Genomic DNA, 16357 nt, shown 5'->3' with positions numbered 1-16357 from the left:
TCGGCCTCGGCAAATGGCAAAAGGCGACCCCAGGGTCGCCCATATTTCCTGCGCTAAAGTTTTACGCTTTAACGATGTGTTCGGCAGGTTCCAGGAACTTGCCGCGCGAATCGACAATCAGCTTGGCCGATTGCTTCAACAGCGGATAATCGAACTTGTCATGATCCGTCGCCAGCACCACACAATCGTAGCTGGCCAGCGACTCGGCCGTGAACGGCTCGCTCTTCAAGTCGAACGTGTGCTCGCGCATCTTCGGGAACACCGGCACATGCGGATCCGAATAAGACACGCGGGCACCCAGATCACGCAGCTTTTCCATCAGCATCACCGACGGACTCTCGCGCATATCATCGACATTCTTCTTGTAAGCAATGCCCAGCACCAGCACACGGCTGCCGTTGATGGCCTTCTGACGCTTGTTCAGCGCCGCCGCCACCTTGCTGACCACATAATCCGGCATATTCGAGTTCACCTCACCGGCCAGCTCGATGAAACGGGTATTCACCCCGTACTCACGCGCCTTCCAGGTCAGATAGAACGGATCAATCGGAATACAGTGACCACCCAGACCCGGGCCCGGATAGTAAGGCACGAAGCCAAACGGCTTGGTCGCGGCCGCGCGGATCACTTCGTGAATATCAATACCCATGCGGTCGGCCACGATCTTCATCTCGTTCACCAGACCGATATTCACCGCACGGTGAATATTCTCCAGCAGCTTGGTCATCTCCGCAGCGCGCGTCGACGACACCGGCACCACCTTGTCAATCACCGCCGAATACAGCGCCACACCAATCTCCTGGCAGGCCGGGGTCACACCACCGCAGACCTTCGGAATCGTGCGGGTAGTGAAATCCGGATTACCCGGATCCTCACGCTCCGGCGAGAACACCAGGAAGGCATCCTGACCCACCTTCAGACCACGCGACTCAACACGCGGCAGCAGCTCTTCATCCGTCGTCCCCGGATAAGTGGTGGACTCCAGCGACACCAGATGACCCGGGCGCAGATACGGCACCAGCGAATCAATGGTATCCAGCACAAAAGACAGATCCGGCTCGCGATACTTGTTCAGCGGCGTCGGCACACACAGAATCAGCGTGTCGGCCTCGCCGGCACGGCTGAAATCCGTCGTGGCTTCAAAACCGCGCTCACGCGCCTGCGCAATCGAGGCCGCCGAAATGTGTTCAATGTAGGACTTGCCGGCCATCAGGGCGTCGACCTTGCTCTGGTCGATATCAAAGCCCAGCACCTTGTAGCCGACTTCGGCAAAACGCAGCATCAGCGGCAGGCCCACATAGCCCAGACCGACGATACCGATCACCGCGGATTTATCCGCAATCCGGTTGAGTACTTGCTGCTTGATCACAATGATTTCCTTCAAAAATAACCGTGGGCCCGTGCCGCCGGGCGGCAAGAGCCCAGAATTCTGTCATCCGTCTCCCCGTAGTGTGAGGCATGGCCTACGAAAGGCTGCTGATCTTGCTCAACACCCGGTCGGATTCAAACCAGCCATTATACGCCGCAACGCGGCAATGTATAACGCTAACAGCTAATACACCCAGATTGACTAAGGATTCAGGCAGCGCTCACCCTGCGGATTCATCAGCCGCATCCGCGAAACAAACTCACCAAACTCCAGCCCGAAACGACGCTCCAGCTCATCCGCCCGCTTCTCCAGCGCCGCCCAGCGCGTCAGCTTCGGCATACTGTTAAACGCCATCACCGCCACATTGCCATGACTGGCCGCCGGCAACTCCAGCACCCGACCTTCGAACACCCCCAGCAGCCGCTCCAGAAAAGCCATATAACGCTTATCCCCGCTCCACCAGTTCGTCACGAAAATCCCGTCCTCGGTCAGCGCACGGCGACAATCCTCGAAAAAATCCTCCGTCGTCAGCGCATCGACAATCTGCAGACCATCAAAACCATCCACCAGAATCACATCCGTCGAATCACGGAAAATCTTCACGTAGTCCGCGCCGTCCGCCTCAATAATCTCGAAACGCTCACCCTCTTCCGGCAACTCAAAGAAAGCCCGCGCCACCGCGATCACCTGCGGATTAATATCCACCGCCACACTCTTGGTATCACGCAAATAAAAATCAATGAAGCGCGACAGCGAGCCGCCCCCCAGACCAATCTGCAGAATATGCGCCGGATCGGCATTGAACAGCAGAAACCCCATCATGGCCCGGCTATAAGACAACACCAGATCCGTCGGGTCATCCAGATTCATCGAGCTTTGCACCGTTTCCGAACCGAGATGCAGCGAACGAATCCCATCCGCCTCGCTGATCTCCACCTCCGGCATGGCCTCGACGCCCGGCCGCACCCGGCGGCGGAACGGATGACGCGCCTTGTTATTCGCCACAGGCCGACTCCTTCGGGCGCGAATCCAGAATATTGATCGTGGCAGGCGATTTGAACTCTTCCTTGTCGAAAGCCAGGTCCCCCCCGCCCGCCGGCACCTCGCCCAGCTTCAGCCCGGCGAAATCAAACAGCGACGTATCCGCCAGATGCGAAGGCACCACATTGCGCAACGCACTGAACATGGTTTCGGCCCGGCCCGGGAAACGCTTGTCCCAGTCCTGAATCATCTGCTTCACCACCTGGCGCTGCAGATTCGGCTGCGAGCCACACAAATTGCACGGAATAATCGGGAACTGACGCAGCGCGGCATAACGCTCCAGATCGCTTTCACGACAATACGCCAGCGGGCGAATCACCATATGACGACCATCGTCGGACACCAGCTTGGGCGGCATCGACTTGAGCTTGCCGCCATAGAACATATTGAGAAACAGCGTTTCCAGAATGTCATCGCGATGATGACCGAGCGCAATCTTGGTCGCGCCCAGCTCATCGGCCACACGGTACAGAATACCGCGACGCAGACGCGAGCACAGACCGCAGGTGGTCTTGCCCTCGGGAATGACACGCTTGACGATCGAGTAGGTATCCTCCTCGACGATGCGATATTCAACGCCGAGGGTTTTCAGGTAATTGGGCAGCACATCCGCCGGAAAGCCGGGCTGCTTCTGATCGAGATTGACCGCCACCAGCGAAAAATCGATCGGCGCCGACTTCTGCAGGCCAAGCAGGATGTCCAGCAGGGCGTAACTGTCCTTGCCCCCCGACAGACACACCATCACCCGGTCGCCCGGCTCAATCATGTTGAAATCGTTGATGGCATCACCAACGTGATGACGCAGCCGCTTGGTCAGTTTGCCGGCCTCGTAGGCCGCCTTTTTGGCCTTGGCATCTGCCTCGGTAACGGGAGTTTGCATGGTCAGGCGTAACAGATTGAAAAACGGGCGATTTTAACCCGTTCCAGGCAGAAAAAGCCAGCAAAACCCGGGAAGACCGACCGACAGACAGCGGCAGCCACAACCACCGTCCGCCTTACAACACCACACTGCGCCCGCCATCGACCGCCAGCACCTGCCCGGTCACATAAGCCGCCTCCGGCGACAACAGCCAGGCCACCGCCCGCGCCAGATCCGCCGGCGCCCCGACCCGCCCCAGCGGAATCGACGCCTCAATCGCCGAACGCTCCTCGGCAGTGAAATGCTCCCCGCCCTCCGGCCAGATATTCGCCCCCGGCGCCACACCATTCACCCGCACCTGCGGCGCCAGCTCCAGCGCCAGCGCACGAATCAACTGCGCATGCCCCGCCTTGGCCAGGCTATACACCACAAAACTCTTCAACGGACGATCAGCATGAATATCGACAATACCGACAATCGCCCCCTGCGTTGCCGCCAGATGCGGCGCCGCCGCCTGCGCCAGAAACAGCGGCGCCTGCAAATTACTGCCCATCAGATCCGCCCAGTGCCCGGGCGTAATCTCCCCCAGCGGCGTGGCAAAAAAACTCGACGCATTATTGACCAGACCATCCAGCCGGCCGAAGCGCTCAATACACGCCTCGACCAACCGCGGCAACTGCGCCAGATCCAGCAGATCCGCCTGCACCGTCGCCACCGAATCCGGCCGGTGATGATTCAACTCCCCCGCCAGCGCCAGCGCCGCCGCTGCCGAACCACGATAATGCAACATCAGACAGGCGCCGCGCGCATGCAGCTCACGCGCAATCTGCGCCCCCACACGCCGGGCAGCACCAGTAATCAGCACCACCTTATTTTGCATCACTGGCCGCCCCCTTCTGCCCCGACAAAGCCCCGCTGCAAGGCCGCAACACCGACAACATCAGCGAAGCATCGGCCGGAATCACAAAATGAGCCTGCATATTGCCCTGATTACGCCGCAAACCATCCAGCACCACCTGCACCCCGTCCTGACGACGCGTCAGACGCGCCAGCAAAGCCTCATTCGGCTGCCAGCTGAACATAAAACTGGCGTTATCCCCGGCAATCCCGGTATACACCGGCCGGTCAATCACCCGGCGATTCGCCGCCATGATCTTCAGAAAACGCCGGCGCAGCGACACACTGCCACTGCCCGAACTGTCATACGCGTGAAAATCCCAGTCCGCCACCATCACCGGCACCCGCAACACCACCCGCGGCACCGCCGCCCCCGGATGACAGGAAAACTCCAGCGAGGCCGGAAAATGGTTGCCCGACGCCGTGCCCTCACCAGACAGCACCGCCACCTTGAGCGGATTACCCTGATAAGGCGTGGTGATACGCCATGCCGCCTCAGCCCGCGCCACACCCGCCAGCGCCAGCAACACCGCCAGCGGCAGTGTCATACGGAAAAATCGGCCCACCCTCTTCTCCTTATTCTCGCTTTCGCCCACAATCGCCTGTCATTGTAGCAGGACGCCCAGAATGAGCACTTTACCCGAACCCAGCCCGGCCGCCCTGGCCATCAGCCAGCAACTACAAGCCCGCCTGCGCCAGATCATCACAGACGCCGGCGGCTGGATTCCTTTTTCGCATTACATGGAACAGGTACTTTATGCACCTGGACTTGGCTATTATGCCGCCGGCAGCCACAAATTGGGCGGCGCCGGCGACTTTACCACCGCGCCGGAAATGACATCGCTGTTCGGCGCCACCCTGGCACGCCAACTGGCCGAACTCCTGCCGCAGACCGCCGGCACCGTGTACGAATTCGGCGCCGGCAGCGGCCGCCTGGCCGTCGACCTGCTTCGCGAACTGGAACAACTCGACAGCCTGCCGGCGCAATACTGCATCCTCGACCTCTCGCCCGACCTGATCGCCCGCCAGCGCGACACCCTCCGCCGCGAACTGCCGCACCTGCTGCCCCGAGTGCAGTGGCTGACCGCCCTGCCGGACACCCTCGACGGCGTCATCATCGGCAACGAAGTGCTCGACGCCATGCCCTGCGAACTGATCCACTGGACCCCCGCCCCCATGCAGCGCGGCGTGGTGATCCAGGACGAACAATTTGCCTGGCAGGACCGCCCGATCGACCACCCGGACCTGCAGGCACGGGCAGACGCCCTGGCCATCGACCTGCCCGGCTATACCTCGGAAATCAGCCTCAGCAACCTGGCCTTCCTCCGCACCCTGGCCAGCCAGCTCACGCGCGGCGCCATCCTGCTGCTGGACTACGGATTTCCGCAACACGAGTACTACCACCCGCAGCGGCGCATGGGCACCCTGATCGGCCACTACCGCCACCACACCATCGACGACCCCTTCTACCTGCCAGGACTGATGGACCTGACCTGCCATGTCGACTTCAGCGCCGTGGCACAGGCCGGCATCGACGCCGGACTCGACCTGATTGGCTACACCAGCCAGGCACAATTTCTCATCAACAGTGGCATTGGGGACGTGATGCAACGCCTCGACCCGCAGAACGTGCGCGAATGGGCGCCACAGGCCGCGGCGGTGCAGAAACTCATGTCACCGGCGGAAATGGGCGAGCTGTTTAAAGTGATCGGCTTTGGCCGCGCGGTCAGCATCGACTGGACAGGCTTCGTCGACGGCGACCGCTGCCACACCCTGTAGAAACCCCGAACTCAGCCGGGCAGATCGGCGGCCGCCAGGTCGCCCGTCTCCCGCTGACGTTGCCGCTGACGCAGCATGCGGGCAATGGTCATCAGATTGGCCACCCCGACAAACGACTCCAGCACCGTACCGCCAATCGAGCCGCTGTGCAGATTATTGGTGAACCACAGCACCGTCCCCAGCAGCAGGGTCAGACGCAGCGGCAAACCGGTCAGGCGGAACATGGCATACGTCCCCAGACAGGCCGCCAGAATCGGCAGCAAGCCCCAGGGGCTGTGCACCAGCCAGAACGCCATCAGCAAATTCACCCCGATCACCGCCCCGGCCAGCCACAGCGAGCGGGTACGCACCGCGGCAAACGAACGAAACGACGACACCAGCGAACTGGCCGCCGCGGCCGCATTGCCCAGCAGAAAGAAGTGCAACGCATAGGCCAGCGACTGGCAGGCATTGAAACGCTTCAGACGGTGATCCTGACGTTGCAGGAACGCGCAGACCCCCAGCAGCAGGGCCAGATAGCCAACGCACTGCGCCGGCGAAAGAAAGTCGGTAAACATGGGAAAAAACCAGGAAAACAATCAGCAGAGTCGATCACTGTACGCCGCTCAACGCCCCGGCACAATGCACGATTCCGACCGGCTCAGAAAAATCTTGGTGACAGGTGTTGACAGCCAGCCAGAGGCTCGGCATAATTCGCCCCACTTCGCGATTACATCAACGAGTACGGCGAATTAGCTCAGTCGGTTAGAGCGACGGAATCATAATCCGCAGGTCCGGGGTTCGAGTCCCTGATTCGCCACCAGGATTTCAAGGGGTTACGTGCAAACGTAACCCCTTTTCCGTTTCCGCAATTGCGGAGCATGCTTCGCAATTTTCTCCCCTCTGGAAAATCTAAGTATTTTCTATCAATAAGTTACCTGCACGACTCGACGGAAATTTGCTCCGCAAAACCATTTTTGCCATTTGCCTGTTCTTCATCAAGCCAAAACCAATTTGAGTCTGGAAAGGCTCAAAAAATGCCATTACGCTAGCAACTTGGGATTAGCGGCTTTCGGCCAAGAGCAGACAGAAGGTTGGATACTGACTGTATTTTATTTAGATTGATTCATTATCTCTATATGACGTATTCGATGATAGCCTTTTTTAAGAATCTCTTTGGGAAAAAAACTATACCAGACCAGTCTTTTGAAGAGAAAGGGTTCGTTGATTTAGATTTCCCAATAACAGAGATTACATTTGAGCCAACCGGTGCTACGCGTTGCAAAGTAAGGGGAAATGTCGCAGGCGTCGATGTTGGGCTTGCTGTCGTTCTTCATTCGGAATGGAACCCACAACCTCTGGTGGAGCACGGTGCGACTTTCTACTGGGGAACTGGCAATTTTCAGCGAACCGGCCCAGAGAGTGATCGATTTGTCAGCCTCTTGCGACACATCTACTCATTACCAGCACCAGACGGTCCTGCAGCCATGTTAGATAACATATCGGTGCAGGTCGTTGGCCTTAACTCCGATCCGTCTAAAGCAAAAGACATTGGGGCAAGAATGAAGATGTTTTTTCATTATGAGTCAGAAGATGGGCAACGGTACGCAGAAGTATTCACAAACATCAATATTGAAAAAGGCGTACTCGAATTTCACGAAAAGGACAATGAATACCGACTGCCACTTGTCCGCGCTTTCTGCAATGACTTGTAATGACCTACTGAATTCCTGCTCAGGTCATCATTCACACAGGAGCATGTGATGAGTATGACCATGGAAGACGAAATCAAGCGTTGGACCGCCAAGCGTAAAGCCGCTCTGGTGATGGAAATCATTCAAGGCAAGACCACGGCAACCGAGGCTTCGCGGTCCTTCGATCTGACACCATCAGAAGTCGAGGAGTGGGTCGATGAGGCCAAGCGCGGCATGGAGAATGCGTTGCGAGCCAGGCCGATGGAGACTCGTGAACAGAACGAGAAACAGATCAAGGATCTGCAGAAAGCCTACGGCGAAGCCATGCTGGCGCCACTTGCCAGAAAAATTGTGCAGTCCGTGTATGGCGAGGACGACAAGTCATCGCGTCTGTTCCGCAGGGACTGGCAGAAGACGGTATCCAGATATCGATCAGCAAATTGTGCCGCTGGTTTGATGTGCCGCGACGCACGGTGTATTACCGTGTGCAGAGGGCTGCGCCCAAGCTCCAGCAGCACTTGGTGGCACCGATCAAGTCGATGATCGAGGAGAATCCCTCGTTCGGTTACCGCACGGTGGCGGGTCTGATTGGTTTCAACAAAGACACGGTGCAGCGCATCTTCCAGCTCAAGGGCTGGCAGGTGAAGAAACGCCCGGGAGGCGTCCGTCCTCGCGTCCAGGCACTGCCTTCGGTGGCGCAGCCGCCAAATGAGCGCTGGGCCACAGATCTGTGCCGTATCTGGGCGGGAAAGGATGGCTGGAGTCACCTGGCACTGGTCATTGACTGCTGCACCCGGGAATTGCTTGGCTGGCATCTATCGCGCAGTGGCAAGTCGCAAACGGCGGAGTCGGCTCTGGAGCATGCGCTGATCAATCGTTTCGGGTGCCTGGGGCGCGTCCCCGAACGTTTCCTGCTGCGGAGCGACAATGGTCTGGTCTTCACCAGCCGGCGCTACACTACGCTGGTGAAAAGCTACGGCCAGCAGCAAGAGTTCATCACGCCATATACGCCGGAACAGAATGGCATGATTGAGCGCGTGATCAGGACCTTGAAGGAGCAATGCGTGCATCGCCATCGCTTCGAGCCCCTGACCCACGCCAGCCGTGTTAATGCAGACTGGATCGGGTTTTATCACCACCGGCGTCCCCATCAGGCATTGGGGATGAAAACGCCGGCGATGATGTATGAGTTAGCCGCCTGACCTGTGCAGGAAGTGCTGGGTCATTACATGCGGACAGAGCAGAGCTTACCAGTTGGATTGCGGTTGATGACCATCCAGAAGGATGGGCAGAAGAAGATCGGAAGCGTCTGATCCAGACGGCAAGCGCAACCGGACTATCTGATGAATACGTTCGAAGTCAGCTTTACCATACGCTACGCTCATTATCTCAACATAGTCGGCAGCCTTAACCTAAAGAGGCATCTTTCCCACGACCAAGTCCAACGGTTTCAAGTAGAGAGCTCCTTAGTGAACAGCCTTTGCATTCCATCAAATAGTCATAAATCATAAAAATTTTGATGCTTTTTTGATACAGCATATTCCGATATGACATCGGCTAATGTAAAATTTTGTGACGCCACACATATCAGATCGTGGACTTTTAGTGCCCGAAAGCGATACAACCTCTAAGTGGAAACAAGCAAAAATGTCCAATGGGAGCCCTTCCGTAGTTTGCGTCAACCCTCGAGAGGCCAACCTCAAAAGAAAGGTGCGTGAACACCTACAAGCTCTAGGATTTACAAAATCCGATGGAGGGCTTTTACAGGCCCCAGGACATGGAAAAGACACTATCCGATCGCTCCATCAACACCAGAGAGATGAACGGCAACTAGCAAATAGCCAATTTATATCCCGAAAAGGGAAAAAGCTTTTTCAATTCTTTGCATCTGGCAAGGAAGTTAATCCTGAAAAAATATCCCCCGTGTTGGAGCGTATTTCATCCAATACCGTACACGGTGATCTCTTCAGACTAGCTGCATTATCCTGGTCCGTTCCCGTGTCAAATGGATTCGGTCGGCGTCTCCGCTATCTAGTCTGGGATGAAAGCAATGGAAAACTGATTGGTCTTATTGCTATTGGAGACCCGGTTTTTAACCTTGCGGTCAGAGATCAGTATATCGGTTGGGACACTCACGATAGAAGCGCACGCCTAGTTAACCTTATGGACGCATACGTGCTTGGAGCGCTCCCACCCTACAATGCGCTTCTTGGAGGAAAGCTTGTAGCCAGCCTCCTCCGAAGCCGCGATCTTTATGACGATTTTTCAAACGTCTACGGCCGCTCTACTGGGGTTATTTCCAATGAAGAAAAGAACGCCAGACTCCTTGCAATTACAACATCATCTTCGATGGGCCGTTCATCTATTTATAACCGATTGAAGCTTGATGGGACTCAGTATCTCGAATCAATTGGTTACACGGGAGGATGGGGGCACTTTCACATTCCTGATTGGTTATTTTACGAATTACGTACTTACCTACGTGATATTGACCATACCTATGCAGACCAACATGGATTTGGCCAAGGACCAAACTGGCGTTTGCGAACAACTAAGGCAGCTCTATCCGCTCTTGGCTTCAAGGACGACATGATGAAACATGGAATACAGCGAGAGGTTTTTATCTGTCAACTAGCAAACAATGCGAGCAAAATTCTCAAAACAGGTAAAGGCCAACCCGACATATCCTCACTATTATCTGCAAAAGATATTGCTTCTTTAGCATTGGACAGATGGGTTATCCCCCGCTCGAAACGTAGGCCAGAATATCGCCATTGGGATTCTCGAGACCTCATTAATTTATATGGAAACCAAGCAGTAAATTTACATGCACAACTAGTAAACACTGGAGCAACAAGGAAAGCAGTCTAGCTCAGCGGCAAAGGGAGAAACGGGTGGAGTATGCTATCAACCGCTTAACCGGAAAGCTGGAGTCAGCAGCAGCAGCAACACGCTGGAGCACTTATATGTGCCCAGTCTGTAAAACTAGAGTTACCCACCGATCAAGTACTAAAATTTCACCATCCTTCGCCCATTGGCCAGGTTTGGGCTCTCCTGCATGTGAGAATTTTGTTCTTGGACAACAATGGAAACACATCCAGGACCATGCCTCCGTATCATCGGAAGTTCAGCGTATGGAACTCCGATTATTAATCCCAAACGAGCCTAACCGTGTCAGATGGTCACTAGAGCTGTTAATTCCCTCCTGTCATGAATGCGCGGCTACAATCGATTTGGATGTGGGAGGTCGAATTCAAAAGCTAGATATGCGGGGGATGAAAACCCGCCGTCGAGTCACAGCCGAGCTGTCAGCAGAACCTTACCGTATTATCTCCTTCAGTGGAAAACCTGATCCGGTTTTCTATGCAAATGTAGAACGCGAATGTCCAGGCTTACCACTTGTAGGGGCTGCGGCCTTTTCTGCCTATGGAGCAGGGGGAACCAAAGGCTTCCCAAGGTCACATGTGTTACGGAGTGGTGAGATATTCGCGCTGCTGTGGAAGGGTACAGAAGATGCAAAATTCCCAGCTGAATTAAGTGTCGAGCAACTGCCTAGCCGACAGGGATGGCAACTGGCTCTCGTTATGATCCCTGACCAGATATCAAAAAAATGTAGCGATTGGCTGCGTACCTTCTCAGGGTTACCTATAGCCCCCCCTGCTCCATCTATCACTGTCGTGTGGCCGTTTCTAACAAATGACTTAAGTCTTAATGAGGTCCAGTGCACAAATTCAGACAATATCCTGCTATCAGCAAACAGGATGCCGGCTAATAAAATCGGTAGTGGTCCAACCATGCTGGCTCAAAACTCGTCGACTGAACATACTGCCACCAGCGAGACACTATCACCTGCATTATTTACTCTACAACCTGCTGGTACTGATTTCCTTAAGGTCACGGCAACAAATATCCCCGAGCTTGAAAAATTCTTTTCATTCACCCCAATCCCGACTTTCACTCACAGCTATTCTGCCATTGAGTTTACCTTCCGAAGTAAAGCGGGCACTCTCCAAGTTGCGACTCTGCACAAAAAAAACTGCGTAGCTATCGTAAAGGAAGCTAGAGAGCAAGAAAGTCAACTTGAACACTTTTCGACCCCGCCTGGAGCGAAGGGATCACTCATAATTGAAAGTCCATTCGGTCGTGAAAAATATTCGATACAACCAGGGGAAGAAATCTCGCCTCTCAATCAAACCATGCGACTTGTCCCATCGGAGATCTTAATCAAGTTGAGATCAGCTTTTGCCGATCCACAATCGAATGTTGAAATTGATTTCGGTGGCTTCGGGCGCCTCTATCTCCCCGGATCATTGACCGGCACTAGTAATAAACGAATGGGCAGCTATTTGCAGCCAGCAGTACGGAATCGACTGCTCTGCTTCTTACGCCAACTACAGGTCACTCCCCCCCCCATTACAAGTGGGGATGATGCTGCGTTGGTATGCACATTGTCCTTGGTCAAGCCAGAACAAAAACTCTTACCGCATTACCGTGCGCTGCTGAAGGAAATCCTCTCCAGCGGCTTTGAAATTTAACACATCGGGAAATATATCTCGTCATGAGTTACCAGTACAGCCAAGAAGCCAAAGAGAGAATATCTGCATTGGGTCAGGCCACTGTCGTAGAGTTCATCGAAGAAATCCCCCAAGATCTTCGCAGGAAAGTGTATGACCGCTTACCAAAAGTCCAAGGATTTAGGCCCGGAACACAGGTTGAACTGAAAGAAAAACAAAAGCGCCTAATCGGACACCTAATTAACCCCCAAGCAAGTCAAACGTTCGACTGGCAAAGTTTCTCTCTTCTTTGGGAAGCATGGGCTAGGCTGCATTTTGGCAACACATTCCCCCCTGGAGATAACACCCTACCAACCTCAGAAGCCGGGGTAACTTTTTTAAAAAACCTTGCCACCAACTTCACTGGAGTCGCCAGGGAGGATGCTGAGCGATTATTCGTATTTAGCTGTTTTCCAAACCATCCTGACACTGCTGCCATACTCGAACGATTTCTCCCGGAATGTGCTCTTGCAAGAGATAGATTGATTGACTCCCTGCCAAAAAATTTGGGAGAAATTGAATCTCGCCTCAAAAAATCAGAGTCCTCAGTTGAAACTCTCACTCATCGAATTAAAGAAATTGAGAATTCCTCCGCTGCATTAATCCTCAGTCAAGAATCTGCAATTGAAAGCAATAACAAAAACGCATATGCAATAGCCAAATTAAATGCGGATCACGACAAAACATCCTCACAAGTGGATTCTATCGAGAGGCGAATAGAAACTCACACCACCGCCATTAGCGAATTATCAGAATCCATTTTGGCTAGAGAAAAACAATCTAATGCTATAGAGCAATGTGTTCACAACCTTGCCTCTCGAGGAAAAGAATGGGACACACTTGCTAAAGACGTAAGTTCTATTCAATCGACGATGGCAGCTTTTCAGGAACAGACAGTCGATTGGGCCATGACCGCAAATGCCTTAGGCATTCTAGCTAATCGAGTAACCGCCTTAGAGGGTATCTTGGCCAACGGAAATATTAGGGCCACAACAAACCAACGAATTAGCCCTTTTGAACGAAGGGTAGAGGGGCCTTTCGATGAAATCCTCTCCACCGACAATGCGTGTGTCATGGTTGTATCGAATCTTCTGGCAACAGGGGTTGCAAGGAGCACAGCCATCACTATATCCAGGCTGATTGTTTCTGCTCTTGTAACAGGCCAGTTGATCCAATTCACAGGTTCACTCGCCGACGTGATCGCAGACGCGGTGGCTGCGGCAATTGGAGGCCCTCTATTCCATGAAGTTCGGGTACCTGTCGGACTTATCTCTGATGGACCGATATCAGACTGTATTAAAGCAGTAGCAGAGTCATCTAGTTGCCTGATTTTGAAAGGGGCGAACCTTTCAGCTTTTGAGGTCTATGGCGCACCCATTCGAGATGTAGTAGTGCGACGGCAATTCACTACCTACTGTCATGGACAACTCGCCCTGATCGCAACGTGGGCACAAGGCCCTGCAACATTCCCTGATGGAGGTATGTTGGCCGAGTTAGGCCCCGTATTCGATACAGATACCTTCGCAATGAAAGGGGTGTCTACCAAACTACCTCAACTAGTTTGGGGCCGCCTCGCAAAAGATTCATGGGAGAAAATCGATCGCATTGAGTCCCAAACGACAGCAGCAGAAGCTGAGCAATTAAGCTCAATTCTAAACGAGGCTCAATTCGACGGTGGCGCACTGTGGAAGCGTATCGCCCACCGCGCATACACAACTCTCAGATCTATTCATGGGGAAGAGTCAGAAAGAGACCTTCACTCGATTTTGTACCACTGGGCAGTCCCTTGGGCAAAAGCAAAAGGGGTAAATACGGAGGACATCATCCGCATAGCGGCCCGCGAGTTGGCCGATCTGCAGGCCGATACGCCATATTAAGGGGCTACCGATGAAATGGAATGCGGCATCTGCAGAACAAGCCATGATGCTCATAGCAAAGGGAATGCATTGCAGGATGACCGGGGAAGGGCTTCGGATTTCGGCGATATCAGAATGTCTTCGAGCGGCATCCCATTTGTGTTCCGCACCAGGGGAAAACCGAAAAGAGTGGGAACCCGCAGCCTCGTTACGCCTTGCAAACATGGCCAAACATCGTCTAGTGCCACTTTGGCCAGACCTGATTGGCCAAGGAACCGATACTCGTCCAGGCGTTCTGGAAGTGCTCAACAGTTTGGCTGCTCTTGGCGACATGGCACGACTCACTGGAGGTCGATGGCTCCCCGCTCCACCTCATGCAATACAAGTAGATGACGAGCATGCAGTCTTACTAGGTGGCGGGCCCCTGGAAGTGCTACCTAGCGCCATAACCTTGACAGCCAAAACTTTAGGGCGAGTTCGACTTGTGGAGCAGTCGGCATGTAAAGACTGGACAGATATATGGGAAGTAAAGGAATGGATAGGAGCGCCAGAGAAAGGACTTCAGACATGGGCAGAGCGGCTCATAGCTGAAGCAAAAGAGCAACTCACAGATACTCCAAATGACATAGGCGAAGCTCACGCTTACGTATGCACCAAATGGATCAGGCTGCCCGAACTACCTTCAGGAGAGAAGGAGTTTATCCTCTGTAGGACACGAAGCGGACAAGAAGCTTTTTCATACTTTATCGGTGAATTCATCAGAGGAAATCTTAAAAGACTACGCTCCATTTCATCCACTGATGCAAGACGCCTTCGCTTTTATTTGGATGTCAAAGCCACCCGTCCATATAGGGTAAAGGCAACCAAGTCACAAGGACTAACCACTCTTAGGCTGACCCGCCTCTTGCCAGATAGAGAAGCCAAAGTTCTTCTTCTCGGCTGGCAACTCCCCATGCCTGCAAGAGAGCGTCCCGGAGTAACACATCACGTATTCCCATGGATTTGCCCCCGTATAACAGGACACCGATCAACGCTTAAGTTGATGAAGCCGCCAGGCGTCGAAACTCTCGTGGAGAGCGGTATTTCAACGCACTATGCGGGTGAAACTCGTTGTAGTGCTCAATGGCAATCGCCAGATTCCGGTAGGCCGTGTGGGCATCCGGTTTCGGCATATGGCCGACGTAGTCCCGCTTCAGCGTCTTGACCATGCTTTCCGCCATGCCGTTACTCTGCGGGCTGCAGACGGGCGTGGTTAACGGCTTGAGGCCGATTTCTCGCGCAAACAGCCGCGTGTCGGCGGCAATATAACTCGAACCATTGTCGCTCAGCCATTCCACCTCGGGCGAGATGCCCAACTGAATGCCGCGTTTCTCAACAGCTTCCAACATGACATCTCGAACCATGTCGCCCGTGTAGCCCCCGGTCGAGGCTGTCCAACTGATGATTTCACGGTCGCAGCAGTCCTCCGCAAACACGACACGCAGCTTTTCGCCGTTATCGCAGCGAAATTCGAAGCCGTCAGAGCACCAGCGGCGATTACTGTCGGCAACAGCAACCCTACCATCATGGCGCCGCGGGGTGCCTGGTTGCTTGATCCGCCGCTGAAGCAGCAGACCATGCTGGCGCATGACGCGATAAACGCGCTTCACGTTGACCGGCGGCAAGTGACCGGCCTCTCGCTGCCGGCGAATCACCCCCCAAGTCCGGCGGTAGCCGTAGCTGGGCAGCGGCGAAATCGCGGCCCGAATTGCCTCGACCAGCTCACTATCGTCGGTCGAGCGACAGGAACGCCCATCCCGCCAATCGGCAGAACGCGACACACGGCGAATCACATTCGAACGCGCCAACCCCAGCGAGGTACAGACCGGTGCTACTGGTCTTCCCCCGGCAATAAGGGTGAGCGCGCAATCCACTTTTTTGCGCGGGCGATTTCCACGGCTTCTTTGAGGATTTCGTTCTCCATCGTCTTCTTGCCGAGGAGTCGCTGTAGTTCGCGTATTTGCTTGATGGCAGAAGCCAATTCAGAGGCGGGCACGACTTCTTCTCCCGCGGCAATCGCCGATAGGCTGCCTTCCTGATAAAGCTTGCGCCACTTGAACAGCTGATTGGGATTGAGCCCATGACGGCGGGCAACGAGGGAAACCGACTGGCCGGGCATGAAGCTCTCGGCAACGATGGCCTGCTTCTCCTCGATGCTCCAGCGGCGACGACGCTCGGGTCCGAGCACGTCTGTCTTGTTGTTGGTGTTAGTCATAAACATAGCCTTAAACCTATCCCTTATTCTAAGCGGGAATCGGTGTCCTATGTTTCAGGGGGCTCGTCCATCCCAT

General features: G+C 54.5%; 15 protein-coding genes and 1 tRNA gene. 9 read left to right on the top strand and 7 right to left on the bottom strand.

All coding sequences use genetic code 11. From position 1 onward, the window contains the following. Positions 1–61: 61 nt before the first annotated feature. The 5 genes from JNO51_RS01905 to JNO51_RS01885 form a co-directional block, all read right to left on the bottom strand. A complete protein-coding gene (locus JNO51_RS01905; RefSeq protein WP_215782632.1) occupies positions 62–1366 on the bottom strand; it encodes a nucleotide sugar dehydrogenase in 1305 nt (434 codons plus the stop codon). Positions 1367–1570: 204 nt separating this feature from the next. Continuing rightward, on the bottom strand, positions 1571–2314 hold the full coding sequence (locus tag JNO51_RS01900) for a polyamine aminopropyltransferase (RefSeq protein WP_215782631.1): 744 nt from the start codon (positions 2312–2314) through the stop codon (positions 1571–1573). A gap of 49 nt (positions 2315–2363) precedes the next feature. Beyond that, positions 2364–3290: a tRNA 2-thiocytidine(32) synthetase TtcA gene (ttcA, locus tag JNO51_RS01895; RefSeq protein WP_215780734.1), complete on the bottom strand. Its 927-nt coding sequence runs from the start codon at positions 3288–3290 to the stop codon at positions 2364–2366. A 115-nt stretch (positions 3291–3405) separates the two neighbouring features. Then, on the bottom strand, positions 3406–4149 hold the full coding sequence (locus JNO51_RS01890; protein WP_215780732.1) for a pteridine reductase: 744 nt from the start codon (positions 4147–4149) through the stop codon (positions 3406–3408). Continuing rightward, complete coding sequence (locus tag JNO51_RS01885; RefSeq protein ID WP_215780730.1) at positions 4139–4714, bottom strand: hypothetical protein; 576 nt, start codon at positions 4712–4714, stop codon at positions 4139–4141. Before JNO51_RS01885 ends, JNO51_RS01890 begins: the two co-directional genes overlap by 11 nt. A 79-nt stretch (positions 4715–4793) precedes the next feature. Between JNO51_RS01885 and JNO51_RS01880 the strand changes: the two genes are divergently transcribed. Next, positions 4794–5945 carry a class I SAM-dependent methyltransferase gene (locus tag JNO51_RS01880; RefSeq protein ID WP_215780727.1) on the top strand — a complete coding sequence of 384 codons (1152 nt, stop codon included), beginning with the start codon at positions 4794–4796 and terminating at the stop codon, positions 5943–5945. An 11-nt stretch (positions 5946–5956) separates the two neighbouring features. Here JNO51_RS01880 and JNO51_RS01875 read toward each other — a convergent pair whose 3' ends face one another. Then, the gene (locus JNO51_RS01875; protein ID WP_215780725.1) at positions 5957–6502 is read right to left on the bottom strand and encodes a YgjV family protein; all 546 of its coding nucleotides are present in this window, start codon (positions 6500–6502) and stop codon (positions 5957–5959) included. A 168-nt stretch (positions 6503–6670) separates the two neighbouring features. Here JNO51_RS01875 and JNO51_RS01870 point away from each other — a divergent pair. From JNO51_RS01870 to JNO51_RS01840, 8 genes are all read left to right on the top strand, one after another. Beyond that, positions 6671–6747 (top strand) — tRNA-Met (locus JNO51_RS01870). 271 nt (positions 6748–7018) lie between these two features. Next, entirely contained in the window at positions 7019–7639 is a 621-nt protein-coding gene (locus JNO51_RS01865) for a hypothetical protein (protein ID WP_215780723.1), read from the top strand. Between the two features lie 48 nt (positions 7640–7687). Next, positions 7688–8161, top strand: a complete 474-nt coding sequence (locus JNO51_RS01860) for a DUF1153 domain-containing protein (protein WP_252346154.1) — start codon at positions 7688–7690, stop codon at positions 8159–8161. Then, positions 8059–8820 (top strand): IS3 family transposase, encoded by a 762-nt coding sequence (locus tag JNO51_RS01855; RefSeq protein WP_215780721.1) that lies wholly within the window; start codon positions 8059–8061, stop codon positions 8818–8820. The genes JNO51_RS01860 and JNO51_RS01855 overlap by 103 nt, the downstream gene beginning before the upstream one ends. Next, on the top strand, positions 8817–9029 hold the full coding sequence (locus JNO51_RS17520; RefSeq protein ID WP_371822929.1) for an HAD domain-containing protein: 213 nt from the start codon (positions 8817–8819) through the stop codon (positions 9027–9029). The genes JNO51_RS01855 and JNO51_RS17520 overlap by 4 nt, the downstream gene beginning before the upstream one ends. Before the next feature lie 194 nt (positions 9030–9223). Next, positions 9224–10489 (top strand): Druantia anti-phage system protein DruA, encoded by a 1266-nt coding sequence (locus JNO51_RS01850; RefSeq protein WP_215780719.1) that lies wholly within the window; start codon positions 9224–9226, stop codon positions 10487–10489. Between the two features lie 404 nt (positions 10490–10893). Further along, positions 10894–12153: a hypothetical protein gene (locus JNO51_RS01845; RefSeq protein ID WP_215780715.1), complete on the top strand. Its 1260-nt coding sequence runs from the start codon at positions 10894–10896 to the stop codon at positions 12151–12153. A 23-nt stretch (positions 12154–12176) separates the two neighbouring features. Further along, positions 12177–14048, top strand: a complete 1872-nt coding sequence (locus JNO51_RS01840; protein ID WP_215780713.1) for a hypothetical protein — start codon at positions 12177–12179, stop codon at positions 14046–14048. Between the two features lie 1013 nt (positions 14049–15061). On the opposite strand, the gene JNO51_RS01835 is transcribed toward JNO51_RS01840, so the two are convergent. Then, a protein-coding gene (locus JNO51_RS01835; protein WP_215777831.1) for an IS3 family transposase occupies positions 15062–16281 on the bottom strand; the annotation gives its coding sequence in 2 pieces (ribosomal slippage) (positions 15062–15939 and positions 15939–16281; 1221 coding nt in all). Between the last annotated feature and the right edge of the window lie 76 nt (positions 16282–16357).

It is taken from the genome of Paludibacterium sp. B53371, from assembly GCF_018802765.1.
Classification (GTDB): domain Bacteria; phylum Pseudomonadota; class Gammaproteobacteria; order Burkholderiales; family Chromobacteriaceae; genus Paludibacterium.
The sequence above is the reverse complement of the archived record's forward strand: the minus strand, read 5'-3'. Positions and strand labels throughout refer to the sequence as shown.